Here is a 14,092-nt window from a genome sequence, read left to right on the forward strand (position 1 = left end):
CAGCTGTGGCAGATTTCGACTATTGCGCGAAAGGAACGCAAAATGACCCGAGTTTTCGTGATTGGAACGGCTCTTTTCCTCTGTGGCTGTGCCTCGAACGGCTCTGACCAGAAAGGATCAGATCTACAGGCCAGTTGTGAGGCGCTGGTCTCGGCGGAAACTGGGGTGGCATCTGGCGATGTTCAGGCGACCTCAACCCAGTCAGAGGCAACGGGAACGGTCGTGAGCGTCTCTGTGGCGGGCGCCGAAGCGCCCTGGATTTGCCGGGCGGATGTGACCGGTGTGATCACCGACGTAGAATACAGTCAGGAGGGGTAAACCGTCCCTTTTGAAGGGGTTGAGCCAGATCAAGGCCCTAAATTGCGGTGTCCTCTAATCTCAAAACTGGAGAGAGGAGGAATTCATGTACAATCACATCATGATCCCTGTCGACTTGCATATGCCGCCTGAGGTCCAGAAGGCAACTGCAGTCGCGACTGAAATCGCCAAATGGCAGAGCGCCAAGGTTACCCTCGTCAGCGTGACGGGTATGCAGCCTGGTGAAGCCTTGCAAACGGATGAGGCGATTGCCGAAAGCCTATCCGCGCTGGCAGACGAGATCGGCAAACTGAGTGGCACCGAGGTTGAGACGCGCAATATCCACTCCGTCGACGTGGCCGCCGAAGTGGACGGGGATCTTGCGAAAGCCGCCGAAGAGATTGGCGCGGATCTGATCGTTGTTGGCACACACGCCCCGCGGATCACAGACTACATCTTCACGAGCCACGCCGGGAAACTGGCGCAGCATTCAAAAATGTCGGTCTTCGTGGTCAGATGACTTAGGGGTCGTCTCCCGACGGTAGCTCGACTTCCAAGAACCGTTCGAACGCGTCCAGATTGACGGGTTCGAACTGCCCGAAGCCCTGCATCCAGACCGAGGCCGCGCGCAGGGCGTCCGGCTCAAGCTTGCACCATTTTACCCGCCCGCGTTTTTCCTGGCTGATCAGCCCGGCCCGGGTCAGAATGACCAGATGTTTCGAGATCGCGGCCAGAGACATCTCGAACGGTTCGGCCACATCCGTGACGGCCATGTCATCCTCTAGCAGCATCGCAAGGATGGTGCGGCGGGTTGGATCGGCCAAAGCGGCAAACACAGTATCGAGATCGCTAGACATGGCACGTTCCTAATACGCAGGAACCGGTTTGACAATTTGCAGCCCATTGCGATGCTGCGCCGTGAATTGCAAATGGGTGTCTCAATGCCGCTGAAATACTGGCTGGTGATCTGTATCCTCGGCATCGGCTGGGGCATGTCTTTCATGTTCAACGCCATTTTGCTGCGCGAACTCGGGCCGCTGTCCGTGTCCATGGGACGGGTCGGCTTCGGAGCACTGGGGTGCTGGATTTACGTTATTGGCGCCCGTCTGAACGTACGCCTGTCAGTCAACCGCGCGATTGCCTTGTTGGGGTTTGGTGCGCTCAGCTATGCCGCGCCATTCGCGTTTTATGCGCTGGGCCAGCAGCATATCGGCGCGGGTGTAGCGGGTATCGTGAACGCAACGACGCCTGCCTTCGCCGTCATCGTCTCGCATTTCTGGCCGGGGGGTGAGCGGGCAACCTTCTTGAAGTCTCTGGGCGTGGTCTGTGGGTTCGCGGGCATTGTCGTGCTGTCGCTGCCGGTTCTGCACTCTGGGGCCGATTCCCAGTTCTGGGCCATTTTGCTGATCCTGCTGGCTCCGGTTTGCTATGCCTTCTCGGTCAACTTCGCGCGCGCGTTCCGGGATATGCAGCCCGTGGTTCTGGTTGCCTTGGCTCTGACCGGAGCAACACTGGCAATCACTCCGCTGGCCCTCTGGCAAGAGGGGTTGCCCCATGTCACCCGGGTTGAGACCTGGGCGTCTCTGCTGATGATCGGATTTGTCCTGACCTCGGCGGCGTTCATCGTGTTCTATTGGTTGCTGCCCAAAGTGGGTCCGACGAACATTTCAACCGTTACCCTCATCGCGCCGGTCTCGGCGTTGGTGCTGGGAACATGGGTGTTACACGAGGCCCTGCGCCCCGAGCATTTACTTGGTATGGCAGCGATCCTTGTCGGGCTTTTGCTTATCGATGGGCGCATTGTTCGGCGGATGCGCCAAAGCGCGGAAGTCAAAGATCAACCAAAGGGTTGAATATGGCATTTTAGGCGGATTGCCTGACTTTGGCCTTTGTCTGTACAACCGAGTAATTTTGCTTAGATATTTTATGGATTTAAATCAATACTTTAACCTGCGTCAATTCGGGCGCGCAAGCCCGTTGACTCTGCGCCCCTTGCCCCTTAGCACCTAGCCTCAAGACTGTACGAGGGAAACGCCCGTGACCGATGACGACCATAAGCAGCGTATGGCGCAGCTTGAGGCCAAGATCGACGCGGCGAAAAAGGCAAAACAGCCCAAGCCCCGTGCAGATGCTGACGTATCCGGAGGCGAGCTTGCCTGGAGGATGGTCATCGAAATGGTATCCGGTCTGGGGATCGGATTTGGCATCGGATACGGGCTGGACAGCCTGCTCGGGACAATCCCGATTTTCCTGGTGCTGTTCACATTGCTGGGCCTTGTCGCGGGCGTGAAGGTTATGCTCCGCAGCGCGAAAGAGGCCCAAGAGAAACAAATGGCGGCGACGGCTGCCGAGAAGGACGAGAGGGACTGAACGTGGCAACTGAGACCACCGCAGCAGAAGGCAGCAGCCTGGTATTCCACCCAATGGATCAGTTCATCGTCAAACCACTGTTTGGCGACGGCGCAGTTGGCATGTTCACCATCACCAACGTGACCCTGTGGCTGTTCTTTGCGATCGTTGCGGTTGTTCTGCTTCTGGTTCTGCCCACATCGAAGCGCGCGATTGTTCCGACACGTATGCAGTCGGTCGCAGAGCTGACTTACGGTTTCGTCTACAAGATGCTGGAAGACATCTGCGGCAAGGAAGGCGTCAAGTTCTTTCCATATGTCATGACCCTGTTCATGTTCATTGTCTGCGCCAACTTCCTGGGCCTGATCCCGACCTCGTTCACCACAACCTCGCATTTCGCGGTCACCATCCCGCTGGCGCTGGCTGTGTTCCTGACCGTAACTGTTCTGGGCTTTGTCAAAAACGGTGCCGCGTTCCTGGGTCTGTTCTGGGTTTCCAGCGCGCCTCTGGCCTTGCGCCCGATCCTGGCGATCATCGAGCTGATCTCGTACTTCGTGCGCCCCGTCAGCCACTCCATTCGTCTAGCAGGTAACGTCATGGCCGGCCACGCGGTTATCAAGGTTTTCGCAGGTTTCGCCGCGATTGCCGTGATCTCGCCTGTGTCCGTTCTGGCGATCACCGCAATGTACGGCCTTGAGGTCCTCGTGTCCTTCATTCAGGCCTACGTATTCACCATTCTGACCTGTGTTTATCTGAAAGATGCGCTGCATCCGTCGCACTAAGGTCCGAACACCCAACATCGAAACTTCCAATTCGTAAGGAGATACATCATGGAAGGCGATCTCGCACACATCGGCGCAGGCCTGGCAGCAATCGGTTCCGGCGCAGCCGCAATCGGGGTGGGCAACGTAGCAGGCAACTTCCTGGCCGGCGCTCTGCGCAACCCTTCGGCGGCTGCTTCGCAGACCGCAACCCTCTTCATCGGTATCGCGTTCGCAGAAGCCCTGGGGATCTTCGCATTCCTGGTCTCGCTGCTGCTGATGTTCGCCGTATAATCTGCGGAACCTGATCCTTACGCGCAGGTGGGCCCAAGCCATAGCGGCCCACCTGTTGTAAAGACAAGTTTCCGACGGAGGATATCATGGCGACTGAACCCATTACTAAAGAGGTAGCTGGCTCGTGCGTCGACTCCTATGGCTCTGCCATCGGGATGCCGCAGCTCTGCTTCGATTGGTTCCCCAACCAGATTTTCTGGCTGGTCATTTCGCTGGTCGTCATCTTTCTGGTCCTGTCTCGCGTGGCTCTGCCCCGCATCGCGGCAATCCTGGCTGAACGTCAGGGGACCATTACAAATGACCTGGCTGCGGCCGAAGATCTGAAGGCCAAGGCGGTCGAGGCCGAAGAGGCCTATAACAAGGCGCTGGCCGATGCCCGTTCTGAGGCACAGCGTATCGCAGCGGAAGCCCGCGCCGAAATCCAGTCTGGTCTGGATGACGCGATTGCCAAAGCGGATGCGGAAATCGCTGCAAAGGCGGCTGAATCGGAGAAGGCAATTGCCGACATCCGTGCCGGTGCGTTGGAAAGCATTCAAGTGGTTGCCAAAGATACGGCGGCTGAACTGGTGACTGCACTGGGCGGCGAGGCAGATGCCAAAGCCATCGACGGTGCCGTTGACGCGCAGATGAAAGGATAAGTGACATGCGGAACACTCTTGCCCTTATCCTGACCTTCGGCGCGGCCAGCCCCGCATTGGCGGCCAAAGGCCCGTTCTTCTCGCTTGGCAACACCGACTTTGTCGTCCTTCTGGGCTTCATCGTCTTCATCGCGGTTCTGTTCTACTTCAAGGTCCCCGGCATGATCGGTGGCGCCCTGGACAACCGGGCCGAGGGCATCAAGTCGGAACTCGACGAAGCCCGAGCCCTGCATGAAGAAGCCCGCAGCCTGCTGGCCTCGTATGAGCGTAAGCAGCGTGAAGTGCAGACGCAGGCAGATGCCATCGTGGCTGCGGCCAAGGACGATGCGGCTCTGGCAGCGGAACAGGCCAAGGTCGACCTGGAAAAATCCATCGCACGCCGTTTGGCGGCCGCGCAGGATCAGATCGCTTCGGCTGAAGCTTCGGCCGTGAAGGAAGTTCGTGATCAAGCGATCTCGGTTGCGGTATCTGCAGCCAGCGCGGTTCTGGCGAAACAGATGACTGCGGCGCAGGCCAACAAGTTGATCGACGCGTCGATCGCAGATGTAGGCACAAAGCTGCACTAAGGCAGTTTTGTCGTGCTGCCATTGAGAAGATTCTGATGCTCGCCCGTTGTAAGACAGGCGGGCATCTTTTTTCTTTTGGCGGACTTTCGTGGATAAAGCGCTGGTGTTATTGCGTTCAGTCGCCGGCCGCGTCGCTTCAGCTCTTAGGCTCTGCCCTCATCAAAGGTTGCATTGAGGGTTTTCCACACCTAGAGGCTTGAGGTCTCGGTCGTTCATTTGCGGCGTCAGAGATTTTAGAGCAGAATTTGAACTCTTTCAGGAAGTTTCTTATGTCATGATGGGTGATTTTAGTGTAAACCACGTCAGCCACAGCACCTCCGGCGGGGGGGCCGCCACTGCGGCCTATCGTTTGCATACTGCGTTGCTTGCATCAGGTATGGCATCGCGGATGACAGTTTCAAATGAAACTGATGAAAACGAGATTTCAACCGTGTTGCCTCGGAAAACCTGGCGGCGCTATCTACAGCGAAAGTGGTCAAAGCACCTGAACAAGACTTACGCTGCCAAACAAGTCAACGGCCTTTCGTCGCTCGGCTACACTTTGTCTGGTTTGGGGGAAAATCTGAACCGCCAGCCTCCGCATATTGTCAATCTGCATTGGGTCAACTTTGATTTTCTGTCCATCGCTGAAATCGGAGCATTGACTCAGCCGGTTGTTTGGACACTACACGATATGTGGGCGTTCTCTGGAGCTGAACATACCAGTGAGTTGGACGGGTGGCGAAATGGATACAGCTCTGATGGGACGCGTGGCTTTGATCTGAACAGATGGGTTTGGGAGCGCAAAGCTAAACATTGGAAGCGCCCGTTTCAAATTGTCTGTCCAAGCCATTGGCTAGCCGAATGTGTACAGCAAAGTGCGTTGATGCGTGATTGGCCCGTCTCGGTCATTCCCAACCCAATTGATACTGATTTCTGGCAGCCGTTCGATAAAGAACAGGCCCGCCGTGAACTGTCTTTGCCGCGAGACGTACCTTTAGTCCTGTTCGGGGCGGTTCGTGCAACCGATGACCCCAACAAGGGTTTTTCGCATCTTGTATCGGCCATGAAACAGGTACATGCCGAAATACACGATGTTCAGGCCGTCGTGTTTGGCAGCGACAAGATCGATGTTGAATTCCCGTATCCTGTTCATTTTACGGGGCGTATAGATGACAAGCGCCTTTTGAACCGAATTTATTCGGCGGCGGACGTATTTGTTCTGCCCTCTCGGTGTGAAGTGCTTGGATACACCGGCATGGAGGCAATGTGCAGTGGCGTCCCTGTTGTGGCATTCAATGTGGGTGGATTGCCTGACCTTGTTCCGAATTCCCAGCTTGGCTATCTGGCACGCCCTTTTGACGAAGACGATCTGGCGCGCGGCATTGCTGAGATACTCAACAACCGAGAGACTGAGAGGGTGCATGAACGCAAGTTAAAACTCAGGGCGCATGTGGAGGCAAATTTCGCACCGCATGTGGTTGCCGAACAATATCGTGCCGTTTACGAAAAAATATGGCGTGAATATGAGATGCCGGTGCATCACTCATGATCTGTCGATGGTATAACGTGAGAGGACCGCTTTGAACTCGGGTAACTCAACCAAAGTTGGCGCATAGCGGAGAAATTGGAAAAACGCGAAGAAACGAGACTGGACATGCCACTTCCCAAGATAAGCCTGGTCATACCCAATCTGAATTGTGCTGAGTTCATCGAGGACACTATTAAATCCGTATTGGAGCAGTCTTATCCAAACCTGGAACTCATTCTGTCAGACGGCGGAAGCACGGATGGCTCGCTTGAGATCGCTCGGCGCTATTCCGAAAAATTTGCGCACATTATTTCCGGTCCGGATACAGGTCAGGCCAACGCCGTGAACAAAGGCTTTGCCGTGGCATCTGGCGATGTCATGGGTTGGATAAATTCCGACGATATTCTTCGACCAGGAGGACTGGCCCTAGTCGGGTCGCTTTTCGCGTCGCGACCGGATATTGATTGGGTGACCGGCAAAATCACGAGTATAGATGAAAACGGTCGATTGCTTCGTGATCATCGTCCACGGCCAACAACCTATGAGCGGTTGCTGGCCGGCGACTACCAATGGGTGCAACAGGAATCGACATTCTGGCGCAAGAGCCTGTGGGACAATGCTGGAAAAGGTCTGAACGAAGACTTGAAACTGGCCGTAGATGGCGAGTTGTGGTTGCGCTTCTCACGCCTTTCCAAGCTCATTCCGGTACACGCGCAGATCGGTGCATTCCGGTTCCGGAAGGGGCAAAGATCCGAAGCGATCGACGACTACCATACTGAGATGCTTAGAGTGATCGAGAACGAACGTGGCAATATCACGTCTTGTTCCGAGGTGGTTGCTCAGATTCTTGACAAACCCTTGAAACTGCGCGGTCAGAAAGAAGCGGAAATGTTGTTCCCCAAGCTGCGCGAAGTTGATCCGAAGCCGATGAAGTGGCTGCAACTTATTAAGATCAAGGCGGGCTTGTCGCGCGTGAGGGGTACAGAATGAACGAATTCCGGGCCCAGAGCGTTTCGGCGTAGACGCGAGAAACCGCTACTCTGACTTTCCTCCAGTAATCTGGAGACATTCGCGTAGCCGGACGAGCCAGGCAATACATGCAACGTTCTAGTTGGGATGTGTTTCCTTTTTCAGGCGTTGCTGCGCAATGGTCTCGTTCCGTTCCGCCTTTTGCTGATCCTTCATACAGCGCTCGACGAAATCCAAATGCAGTTCCACCGCCAAACGCGCTTCGGCAGGGTTGCGCGCCTGTAACGCCGCGTTAATCGCCCTGTGCTGGTCGAGGATGGCTTCGCGAGTTGCGCGTTGCTGGAACATCATTTGGCGGTTGTAGAACACGCCCTGACGTAGCAGGTCATACATCGAACGCATCATATGGAGCATGATCACATTGTGGCTGGCCTCGATGATGGCCATGTGGAAGTCCGCGTCCAGTTGCGCCTCATCTTGGGTGGCGTTGCGGTCATGGGCGGCCTCCATCCGGTCAAAGATCGCCTGAACGACCTTCAGATCACTTGTCGATCCCAAACGCGCGGCACGCTCGGCGGCCAGCCCCTCTAGGTCGCGGCGGAAAGAGAGGTAGTCGAACACCGCCTCTTCATGGCTGCCAAACAATCGGATCAGCGCTGGTGAAAAGGCAGATCCCAGCACCTCGGCCACATAGATTCCCGATCCGGCTTTTGCGGTCAGAAGGCCCTGCTCCTGCAATTCGGCGATGGCGTCGCGCAGGGACGGGCGCGAGACACCCATCCGTTCGGCCAGTTCTCGTTCTGACGGCAATCTTTCGCCGGGGCGTAGGATGCCACGCAGGATCAACAGCTCAATCTGCCGAACCACAGCAATCGATAGCTTCTCGGTCTGAATTTTCTGAAAAGGCATAGGGTCGTCCGAAATTGGTCAAAACATTTGACCACAGGGCGCGTGCGGGTTCAAGAACAGGGCTTCACATCGTATGAAACATTGGGTCAGTATTGTTGACTTTATTTAGTGTCCGCATAGGCTGCGCACGTTGAGATCGGAGGAGCCCAATGACCACACATCCGCTATTCGCCACTCGGACACAGAACATGAAGGCATCCGAGATCAGGGAGCTGCTGAAACTCCTCGATCAGCCGGATATCATCTCATTCGCCGGTGGTATCCCCGATCCTGCCCTGTTTCCGGCGGACGCGTTTGCGCAGGCTTTTCAGACGGCCCTTGGTCCGGGCCGGCAGGCCCAAGCGCTGCAGTATTCTGTGAGCGAAGGATATGCTCCGCTGCGCGAATGGTTGGTCGACCATATGGCATCAATCGGGGTCGCGTGTGACATGGACAACATCCTGATCACTTCAGGCTCACAGCAGGCGCTGGACTATTTGGGCAAGCTGTTTCTGTCTCCTGGCGATACCGCTCTGGTCGGGTGGCCGACCTATCTGGGGGCAATCTCTGCGTTCAATGCCTATGAGCCTCGTTTCGACCGACTCAGCATTCCCGGCAATCAGGGGGCCGAGGAATACCGAAAAGCCGCAGGCGCGGGACGAGTCAAATTCGCGTACCTCTCGCCGGATTTCTCCAATCCCACGGGTGAAACTGTCGATCTGCGCGGGCGCGAGGCGCTGCTGGATCTGGCCGAGGATCTGGACTGCGCGGTCATCGAAGACGGGGCCTATCAGGCGCTTCGCTATGATGGTGCGCCAATCCCTCCGATTCTGGCGCTGGAGCAAGCGCGAAAGGGATCAATTGAGGACTGTCGGACGATCTATTGCGGCAGTTTCTCGAAAACCCTGTCGCCCGGTTTGCGGGTTGGTTGGGTTGTGGCGGCCAAACCTATCATCTCGCAGCTGGTTCTGATGAAACAGGCGGCGGATCTGCATTCGGCCACGATAAACCAGATGGCCGTGCACCAGGTGGCGCAGGCCTGTTTCGAAAGCCATATCCCCAAAGTCCGACAAACCTATCGTGCGCGCCGCGATGCCATGCTGGCGGCGTTGCAGGCCCATATGCCCGACTGTGTCTCCTGGACCAAACCCGAGGGTGGGATGTTCGTGTGGCTGACGCTGCCCGCTGGGACCAGTGGTGCTGCGCTTTTGGCCCGAGCTCTGGACACGGTCAAAGTGGCCTTTGTTCCAGGTCAGGCGTTTTTCCCAGATGGCAGTGGTGAAAATACAATTCGGCTGAGTTTCTCAAACTCGGACGAGGACACCATCCGCGAGGGAATTCGACGCCTTGGGCAGGTCTTGCGCGGAGGCGATTGGTAAGGCTTCGTTAACCATATCACCGTTAGAACGGCAGCATGATGCGCTTACTTCCTATCCTGCTGCTGGCTGCCTGTTCGGGCGGCTCGCCTCATTTCCGCGATATGCCTGCAACGCGGGTCGCGGTGAATGGCAGTGTCTTTGACGTGCGCGTGCGCGGCCCATTGGCCGAGGCGGTGCGGGTGAACTCTCAATACGCGCCGCGCTTGGGGCCGGTTCGCGACCGTGCGGCGCTGGCCATGGCGCAGGTCTCGGGCTGTCCTCTTATGGATGTGCTTGGGGATGCCGCAGTGACGGTGGGCGTGTTGGGCTGTGATAAGGAGCTGGGGGAAAAGCTGATCTTTGGCGCGCTGCTGCTGCGGTCCTATGAATGCGTCAACTATGGCTATTCCGGCAGTTCCGGCTATCAGGTCTTTGAGTGTACGCCCTACTAGCGCGCGTCGCATTGCCCGTGAAACTGCCAAGATGTTGTGGATAACTCGGGTCCATCGCCCATATCCTGCGCATATCCGTTGACTCGGCCCCAATCCGTTGCGCAGACTTCCCTGTATTAGGAATCATGGGACAGGCCGCCTTTGCGCTTTAGCAAACTCAAACTGACCGGCTTCAAAAGCTTTGTTGACCCGACCGATCTGATCATTGCGGACGGGTTGACCGGTGTGGTGGGGCCCAATGGCTGCGGCAAATCCAACCTTCTTGAGGCTTTGCGCTGGGTGATGGGCGAAAACCGCCCCAAATCCATGCGGGGCGGCGCGATGGAGGATGTGATCTTCGCTGGGGCGGCTACGCGACCCGCGCGCAACTTTGCCGAGGTAGTCCTAACCATGGACAACTCGGAACGTCTGGCGCCTTCGGGCTTCAATGACAGCGATCAGTTAGAGATCATTCGACGCATCACTCGCGATGTCGGCAGCGCCTACAAGACAAACGGCAAGGACGTGCGCGCCCGCGATGTGCAGATGCTGTTCGCCGATGCCTCGACCGGGGCGCATTCGCCGGCGCTGGTCGGGCAGAACCGCATTGCCGAGCTGATCAACGCCAAACCCCGCGCCCGACGCCGCATTCTGGAAGAGGCTGCCGGGATCTCTGGCCTCTATCAGCGACGACATGAGGCCGAGTTGAAGCTGAAGGGCACCGAGGCCAACCTGACCCGTGTCGATGACGTGCTGGAACAGTTGGGCGGCCAACTTGCGCAATTGGCGCGTCAGGCGCGCCAAGCCGCGCGTTACCGCGAGATCGGGGAACAGTTGCGGCAGGCCGAGGGGATGCTGCTCTATCGGCGATGGAAAGAGGCCGATATCGCCCGTCAGGTTGCCGAAGACAAGCTGCGCGACCGGATCACCGAAGCCTCACGCGCCGAGGCTGCCGCCCGCGATGCCGCTGCCAAACGCGCCGAGATCGAAGAAACCTTACCGCCCCTGCGCGAGGAAGAGGCCATCGCCGCCGCCGTCCTGCAGCGCCAGCAGGTGCAGCGCGATCAGCTCTCTGATCAGGAAACCCGCGCGCGCCAGACCATTGAGACGCTGACCAACCGCATTCAGCAACTCGGCAACGATATCGAACGCGAAACGGGCCTGAACCGTGATGCTGGCGAAATGATCGAGCGGCTGGAATGGGAAGCCCGCGAGCTGATCAAGGCCGCGGAAGGTCATGATGAGAAGGTCGCCGAGGCCGCAGAGGTGGCGCGCGAAGCGGCCTCGATCCTGCAGGAACGCGAAGACCACCTGTCTCAACAGACCGAGGATATGGCCCGCCTGGTCGCGCGCCACCAGTCGGCGCAGCGTTTGGTTGAGGATAGTCGCAAAACTCTGGCCCGTTCCGAGGGCGAAGAGGAAAAGGCGCGGGTGGCGGTGGACGAAGCCAGGTCTGCGCTGACGCGCGCAGATGACGCATTTGAGGCGGCGCAAGAGGGTGAAGAAGAGGCCCGCGAAGCTGCCGAAGCGGCTGAGGAAGCGCTGGCTGCCGCGGATGAGATGCGGACCGAGACTCAGGCGCGCGAGGCTGAGGCCCGGGCCCAACGGTCCGAGGCTGAGGGGGAGTTGGGGGCCATACGGGCCGAAACCACCGCGCTGGCCAAGCTGGTCGAACGAGACACCGCCGAAGGCGGGCAGGTGCTGGACCTGCTGCGCGTCGCGCCGGGCTTTGAAAAAGCGCTGGGGGCGGCTTTGGCCGATGACCTGCGCGCGCCATTGGTTGAGGGCGACGGGCCATCGGGTTGGGTTCAGGTCGCGGGCTACGACGCGGATCAGCCTCTGCCAGAAGGGGCCGAACCTTTGGCGCTGCATGTCTCGGGGCCGGATCGCCTCAGCCGCCGGATCGCGCAGATCGGCTTGGTGGATGCAGAGCTTGGCGCTCGGTTGCAGGCGTCCTTGCAACCGGGCCAGAGGCTGGTGTCGCGTTCGGGTGATCTGTGGCGATGGGACGGTTTCCGCGCTTGGGCTGAAGATGCCCCCAGCGCTGCCGCCCTGCGATTGGAACAACTGAACAAGCTGGAGGCCCTAAAGCAGGAACTCGCCCGCACCGAGGCGCAGGCCGACGGAGCCCGCGCTGCGCATGAGGCCCTGTCGCAGCAATTGGCCGATGTTACCGAAGCCGACCGCCGCGCGCGTGAGGCTCGCCGCGCTGCCGATCAGCGGATGGCGGAAACCGCCCGCGCCCTGTCGCGCGCCGAGGCGGATCGCAATCTAGCGCAGGGCAAGCTGGAAACTCTGGCCCTGTCTGTGGACCGACACAAGGACGACGCCATGTCCGCCCGCACGCAATTGCGTGAAGCCGAAGCCGCGCTGGCCGAACTGGGAGACCTCGACAGCGCCCGCGCGCAGGTCGAAGACATCAAACAAACGGTCGAAGCCGCGCGGATCACCATGCTGACTCACCGCTCGACTCATGATGAGCTGCGCCGCGAAGGTGAGGCTCGGACACGCCGCAGCCAGGAGGTGACGAAAGACCTCAGCGGGTGGAAGCATCGGTTGGAGACCGCCGAGAAGCGGATTTCCGAACTGGCCGACCGCAAGGAAGGGTCTGAAGAGGAACTCTCCGAGGCCATGGCTGCGCCCGCCGAGATCGCCGAAGCGCGGGAAGAGCTGAACGAGATGATCGAAGCCGCCGAAGCCCGCCGGGCCGAGGCTGCTGACAAGCTTGCCGAGGCCGAATCCCAGCAGCGCGAGGTTGTCATGGCCGAGCGTGACGCGGAACGCTTGGCCTCAGAAGCGCGCGAAACCCGTGCGGCGGCCGAGGCACGCTGTGACGCGGCCAAGGAAAGCGTTACGGCTGCGGCGGAACGGATTGCCGAAGATCAGCAGCTGACCCCGAACCAATTGCTGAACCAGTTGGATGTGAACCCGGATCAGATGCCCGCCGCTGACGCGCTTGAGGCAGAGGTCAACCGTCACAAACGTCAACGCGACGCGATGGGCGCGGTGAACCTGCGGGCCGAAGAAGACAGCAAAGAGGTTCAGGAAGAGTTCGACACTCTGAACAGCGAAAAGGCTGATCTGGAAGAGGCCATCAAAGCTCTGCGCAGCGGCATCGCCAGCCTCAACCGCGAAGGGCGTGAGCGACTGCTAACCGCGTTTGAACAGGTGAATTCGAACTTCGCCATGCTGTTCAAGCACCTGTTTGGCGGCGGCGAGGCCAATCTTGTCATGGTCGAAAGCGACGATCCGCTGGATGCGGGGCTTGAGATCATGTGCCAGCCGCCGGGCAAAAAGCTCTCGACCCTCAGCCTGTTGTCGGGCGGGGAACAGACCCTGACTGCGACCGCGCTGATCTTTGGCGTCTTCCTCGCCAATCCGGCCCCGATCTGCGTGCTGGACGAGGTCGACGCGCCGCTGGACGATGCCAACGTCACCCGGTTCTGTGACCTGCTGGACGAGATGTGCCGCCAGACCGACACACGGTTCCTGATCATCACCCACCACGCAGTAACCATGGCGCGGATGGACCGGCTATTCGGCGTCACCATGCAGGAGCAGGGCGTCAGCCAACTGGTCTCGGTCGATCTGAAAAAAGCCGAGCAGATGGTCGCCTGACCCCCTCACCGCAACGTTATGCCTGTTTCACGACGCATCGGGCTAGGGTGGCGGTATGATACGTTTCTTCCTGCTTGCCCTGCTCTCCGCCACCCCGCTTTCTGCCGCCGAATGGGCCGTAAAGCCCGGAGACGTGCCTTTGACCTCTGAAGAGCTGAACAGTTTGGCAGGCCGAACCTTGACCTTTTTTGACGACGGTCAGTCAAAATACTCGGCTGGAGGGGCCTATTCCTACACCTACGCCAGCGGAGAATCCGCCTATGGAACCTATTCCATTGCCGAGGATGGCAGCGTTTGTGTCGCCTATCGCAACGGTTTCAGCCGGTGTGACCTCTATGTGCGCAGCGGCGATCGGTTGATTCTGATCGATCAAAAGGGCGATCGGTATCCAGTTAGACCCGAAGCGCAATAGC

The 14,092-nt window shown here is 58.6% G+C and carries 16 protein-coding genes; 14 read left to right on the forward strand and 2 right to left on the reverse strand.

The window, feature by feature from the left end; genetic code table 11:
- Window positions 1-42 precede the first annotated feature (42 nt).
- Together ACP15L_RS20635 and ACP15L_RS20640 are read left to right on the forward strand one after the other, a co-directional pair.
- The gene (locus ACP15L_RS20635; RefSeq protein ID WP_170668017.1) at window positions 43-318 is read left to right on the forward strand and encodes a hypothetical protein; all 276 of its coding nucleotides are present in this window, start codon (window positions 43-45) and stop codon (window positions 316-318) included.
- A gap of 85 nt (window positions 319-403) precedes the next feature.
- Window positions 404-817, forward strand: a complete 414-nt coding sequence (locus ACP15L_RS20640) for a universal stress protein (protein WP_170556358.1) — start codon at window positions 404-406, stop codon at window positions 815-817.
- 1 nt (window position 818) lies between these two features.
- Here the strand turns inward: ACP15L_RS20640 and ACP15L_RS20645 are convergent, their stop codons facing one another.
- Window positions 819-1,154, reverse strand: coding sequence for an ArsR/SmtB family transcription factor (locus tag ACP15L_RS20645; protein WP_170641466.1), 336 nt, complete (start codon window positions 1,152-1,154; stop codon window positions 819-821).
- Between the two features lie 84 nt (window positions 1,155-1,238).
- Between ACP15L_RS20645 and ACP15L_RS20650 the strand changes: the two genes are divergently transcribed.
- The 8 genes from ACP15L_RS20650 to ACP15L_RS20685 all read left to right on the forward strand — a co-directional run bounded on the left by ACP15L_RS20650 (window position 1,239) and on the right by ACP15L_RS20685 (window position 7,405).
- Window positions 1,239-2,150, forward strand: a complete 912-nt coding sequence (locus ACP15L_RS20650) for a DMT family transporter (protein ID WP_425085663.1) — start codon at window positions 1,239-1,241, stop codon at window positions 2,148-2,150.
- A gap of 184 nt (window positions 2,151-2,334) precedes the next feature.
- On the forward strand, window positions 2,335-2,667 hold the full coding sequence (locus tag ACP15L_RS20655; protein ID WP_425085608.1) for an AtpZ/AtpI family protein: 333 nt from the start codon (window positions 2,335-2,337) through the stop codon (window positions 2,665-2,667).
- A gap of 2 nt (window positions 2,668-2,669) precedes the next feature.
- Window positions 2,670-3,428, forward strand: coding sequence for a F0F1 ATP synthase subunit A (locus ACP15L_RS20660; protein ID WP_425085609.1), 759 nt, complete (start codon window positions 2,670-2,672; stop codon window positions 3,426-3,428).
- A gap of 48 nt (window positions 3,429-3,476) precedes the next feature.
- Complete coding sequence (locus ACP15L_RS20665; protein WP_005981269.1) at window positions 3,477-3,701, forward strand: F0F1 ATP synthase subunit C; 225 nt, start codon at window positions 3,477-3,479, stop codon at window positions 3,699-3,701.
- Window positions 3,702-3,787: 86 nt separating this feature from the next.
- Window positions 3,788-4,339 (forward strand): F0F1 ATP synthase subunit B', encoded by a 552-nt coding sequence (locus tag ACP15L_RS20670; protein ID WP_425085610.1) that lies wholly within the window; start codon window positions 3,788-3,790, stop codon window positions 4,337-4,339.
- 5 nt (window positions 4,340-4,344) lie between these two features.
- The gene (locus ACP15L_RS20675; protein WP_425085611.1) at window positions 4,345-4,905 is read left to right on the forward strand and encodes a F0F1 ATP synthase subunit B; all 561 of its coding nucleotides are present in this window, start codon (window positions 4,345-4,347) and stop codon (window positions 4,903-4,905) included.
- A gap of 274 nt (window positions 4,906-5,179) precedes the next feature.
- On the forward strand, window positions 5,180-6,436 hold the full coding sequence (locus tag ACP15L_RS20680) for a glycosyltransferase (RefSeq protein WP_425085612.1): 1,257 nt from the start codon (window positions 5,180-5,182) through the stop codon (window positions 6,434-6,436).
- 105 nt (window positions 6,437-6,541) lie between these two features.
- Window positions 6,542-7,405, forward strand: coding sequence for a glycosyltransferase family 2 protein (locus ACP15L_RS20685; protein WP_425085613.1), 864 nt, complete (start codon window positions 6,542-6,544; stop codon window positions 7,403-7,405).
- Between the two features lie 117 nt (window positions 7,406-7,522).
- Here the strand turns inward: ACP15L_RS20685 and ACP15L_RS20690 are convergent, their stop codons facing one another.
- Complete coding sequence (locus tag ACP15L_RS20690; RefSeq protein WP_425085614.1) at window positions 7,523-8,293, reverse strand: FadR/GntR family transcriptional regulator; 771 nt, start codon at window positions 8,291-8,293, stop codon at window positions 7,523-7,525.
- A 149-nt stretch (window positions 8,294-8,442) separates the two neighbouring features.
- Here ACP15L_RS20690 and ACP15L_RS20695 point away from each other — a divergent pair, with 149 nt between their 5' ends.
- The 4 genes from ACP15L_RS20695 to ACP15L_RS20710 all read left to right on the forward strand — a co-directional run bounded on the left by ACP15L_RS20695 (window position 8,443) and on the right by ACP15L_RS20710 (window position 14,091).
- Window positions 8,443-9,651 carry a PLP-dependent aminotransferase family protein gene (locus tag ACP15L_RS20695; RefSeq protein WP_425085615.1) on the forward strand — a complete coding sequence of 403 codons (1,209 nt, stop codon included), beginning with the start codon at window positions 8,443-8,445 and terminating at the stop codon, window positions 9,649-9,651.
- 35 nt (window positions 9,652-9,686) lie between these two features.
- Window positions 9,687-10,082, forward strand: a complete 396-nt coding sequence (locus tag ACP15L_RS20700; RefSeq protein ID WP_425085616.1) for a hypothetical protein — start codon at window positions 9,687-9,689, stop codon at window positions 10,080-10,082.
- A gap of 141 nt (window positions 10,083-10,223) precedes the next feature.
- The gene (locus ACP15L_RS20705) at window positions 10,224-13,679 is read left to right on the forward strand and encodes a chromosome segregation SMC family protein (RefSeq protein WP_425085617.1); all 3,456 of its coding nucleotides are present in this window, start codon (window positions 10,224-10,226) and stop codon (window positions 13,677-13,679) included.
- A 55-nt stretch (window positions 13,680-13,734) separates the two neighbouring features.
- A complete protein-coding gene (locus tag ACP15L_RS20710) occupies window positions 13,735-14,091 on the forward strand; it encodes a hypothetical protein (RefSeq protein ID WP_425085618.1) in 357 nt (118 codons plus the stop codon).
- Window position 14,092 lies beyond the last annotated feature (1 nt).

This window comes from Ruegeria profundi (genome assembly GCF_049800715.1).
Taxonomy (GTDB): Bacteria; Pseudomonadota; Alphaproteobacteria; order Rhodobacterales; family Rhodobacteraceae; genus Ruegeria; species Ruegeria profundi_A.

Excerpts from the sequence above, each read along its gene's own strand:
- ACP15L_RS20685 (WP_425085613.1), top strand. The coding sequence starts at position 6,542 with ATGCCACTTCCCAAGATAAGCCTGGTCATACCCAATCTGAATTGTGCT.
- ACP15L_RS20650 (WP_425085663.1), top strand. The coding sequence starts at position 1,239 with ATGCCGCTGAAATACTGGCTGGTGATCTGTATCCTCGGCATCGGCTGG.
- ACP15L_RS20675 (WP_425085611.1), top strand. The coding sequence starts at position 4,345 with ATGCGGAACACTCTTGCCCTTATCCTGACCTTCGGCGCGGCCAGCCCC.
- ACP15L_RS20700 (WP_425085616.1), top strand. The coding sequence starts at position 9,687 with ATGATGCGCTTACTTCCTATCCTGCTGCTGGCTGCCTGTTCGGGCGGC.
- ACP15L_RS20670 (WP_425085610.1), top strand. The coding sequence starts at position 3,788 with ATGGCGACTGAACCCATTACTAAAGAGGTAGCTGGCTCGTGCGTCGAC.
- ACP15L_RS20665 (WP_005981269.1), top strand. The coding sequence starts at position 3,477 with ATGGAAGGCGATCTCGCACACATCGGCGCAGGCCTGGCAGCAATCGGT.
- ACP15L_RS20690 (WP_425085614.1), bottom strand. The coding sequence starts at position 8,293 with ATGCCTTTTCAGAAAATTCAGACCGAGAAGCTATCGATTGCTGTGGTT.
- ACP15L_RS20710 (WP_425085618.1), top strand. The coding sequence starts at position 13,735 with ATGATACGTTTCTTCCTGCTTGCCCTGCTCTCCGCCACCCCGCTTTCT.
- ACP15L_RS20635 (WP_170668017.1), top strand. The coding sequence starts at position 43 with ATGACCCGAGTTTTCGTGATTGGAACGGCTCTTTTCCTCTGTGGCTGT.
- ACP15L_RS20695 (WP_425085615.1), top strand. The coding sequence starts at position 8,443 with ATGACCACACATCCGCTATTCGCCACTCGGACACAGAACATGAAGGCA.
- ACP15L_RS20645 (WP_170641466.1), bottom strand. The coding sequence starts at position 1,154 with ATGTCTAGCGATCTCGATACTGTGTTTGCCGCTTTGGCCGATCCAACC.
- ACP15L_RS20640 (WP_170556358.1), top strand. The coding sequence starts at position 404 with ATGTACAATCACATCATGATCCCTGTCGACTTGCATATGCCGCCTGAG.
- ACP15L_RS20680 (WP_425085612.1), top strand. The coding sequence starts at position 5,180 with ATGATGGGTGATTTTAGTGTAAACCACGTCAGCCACAGCACCTCCGGC.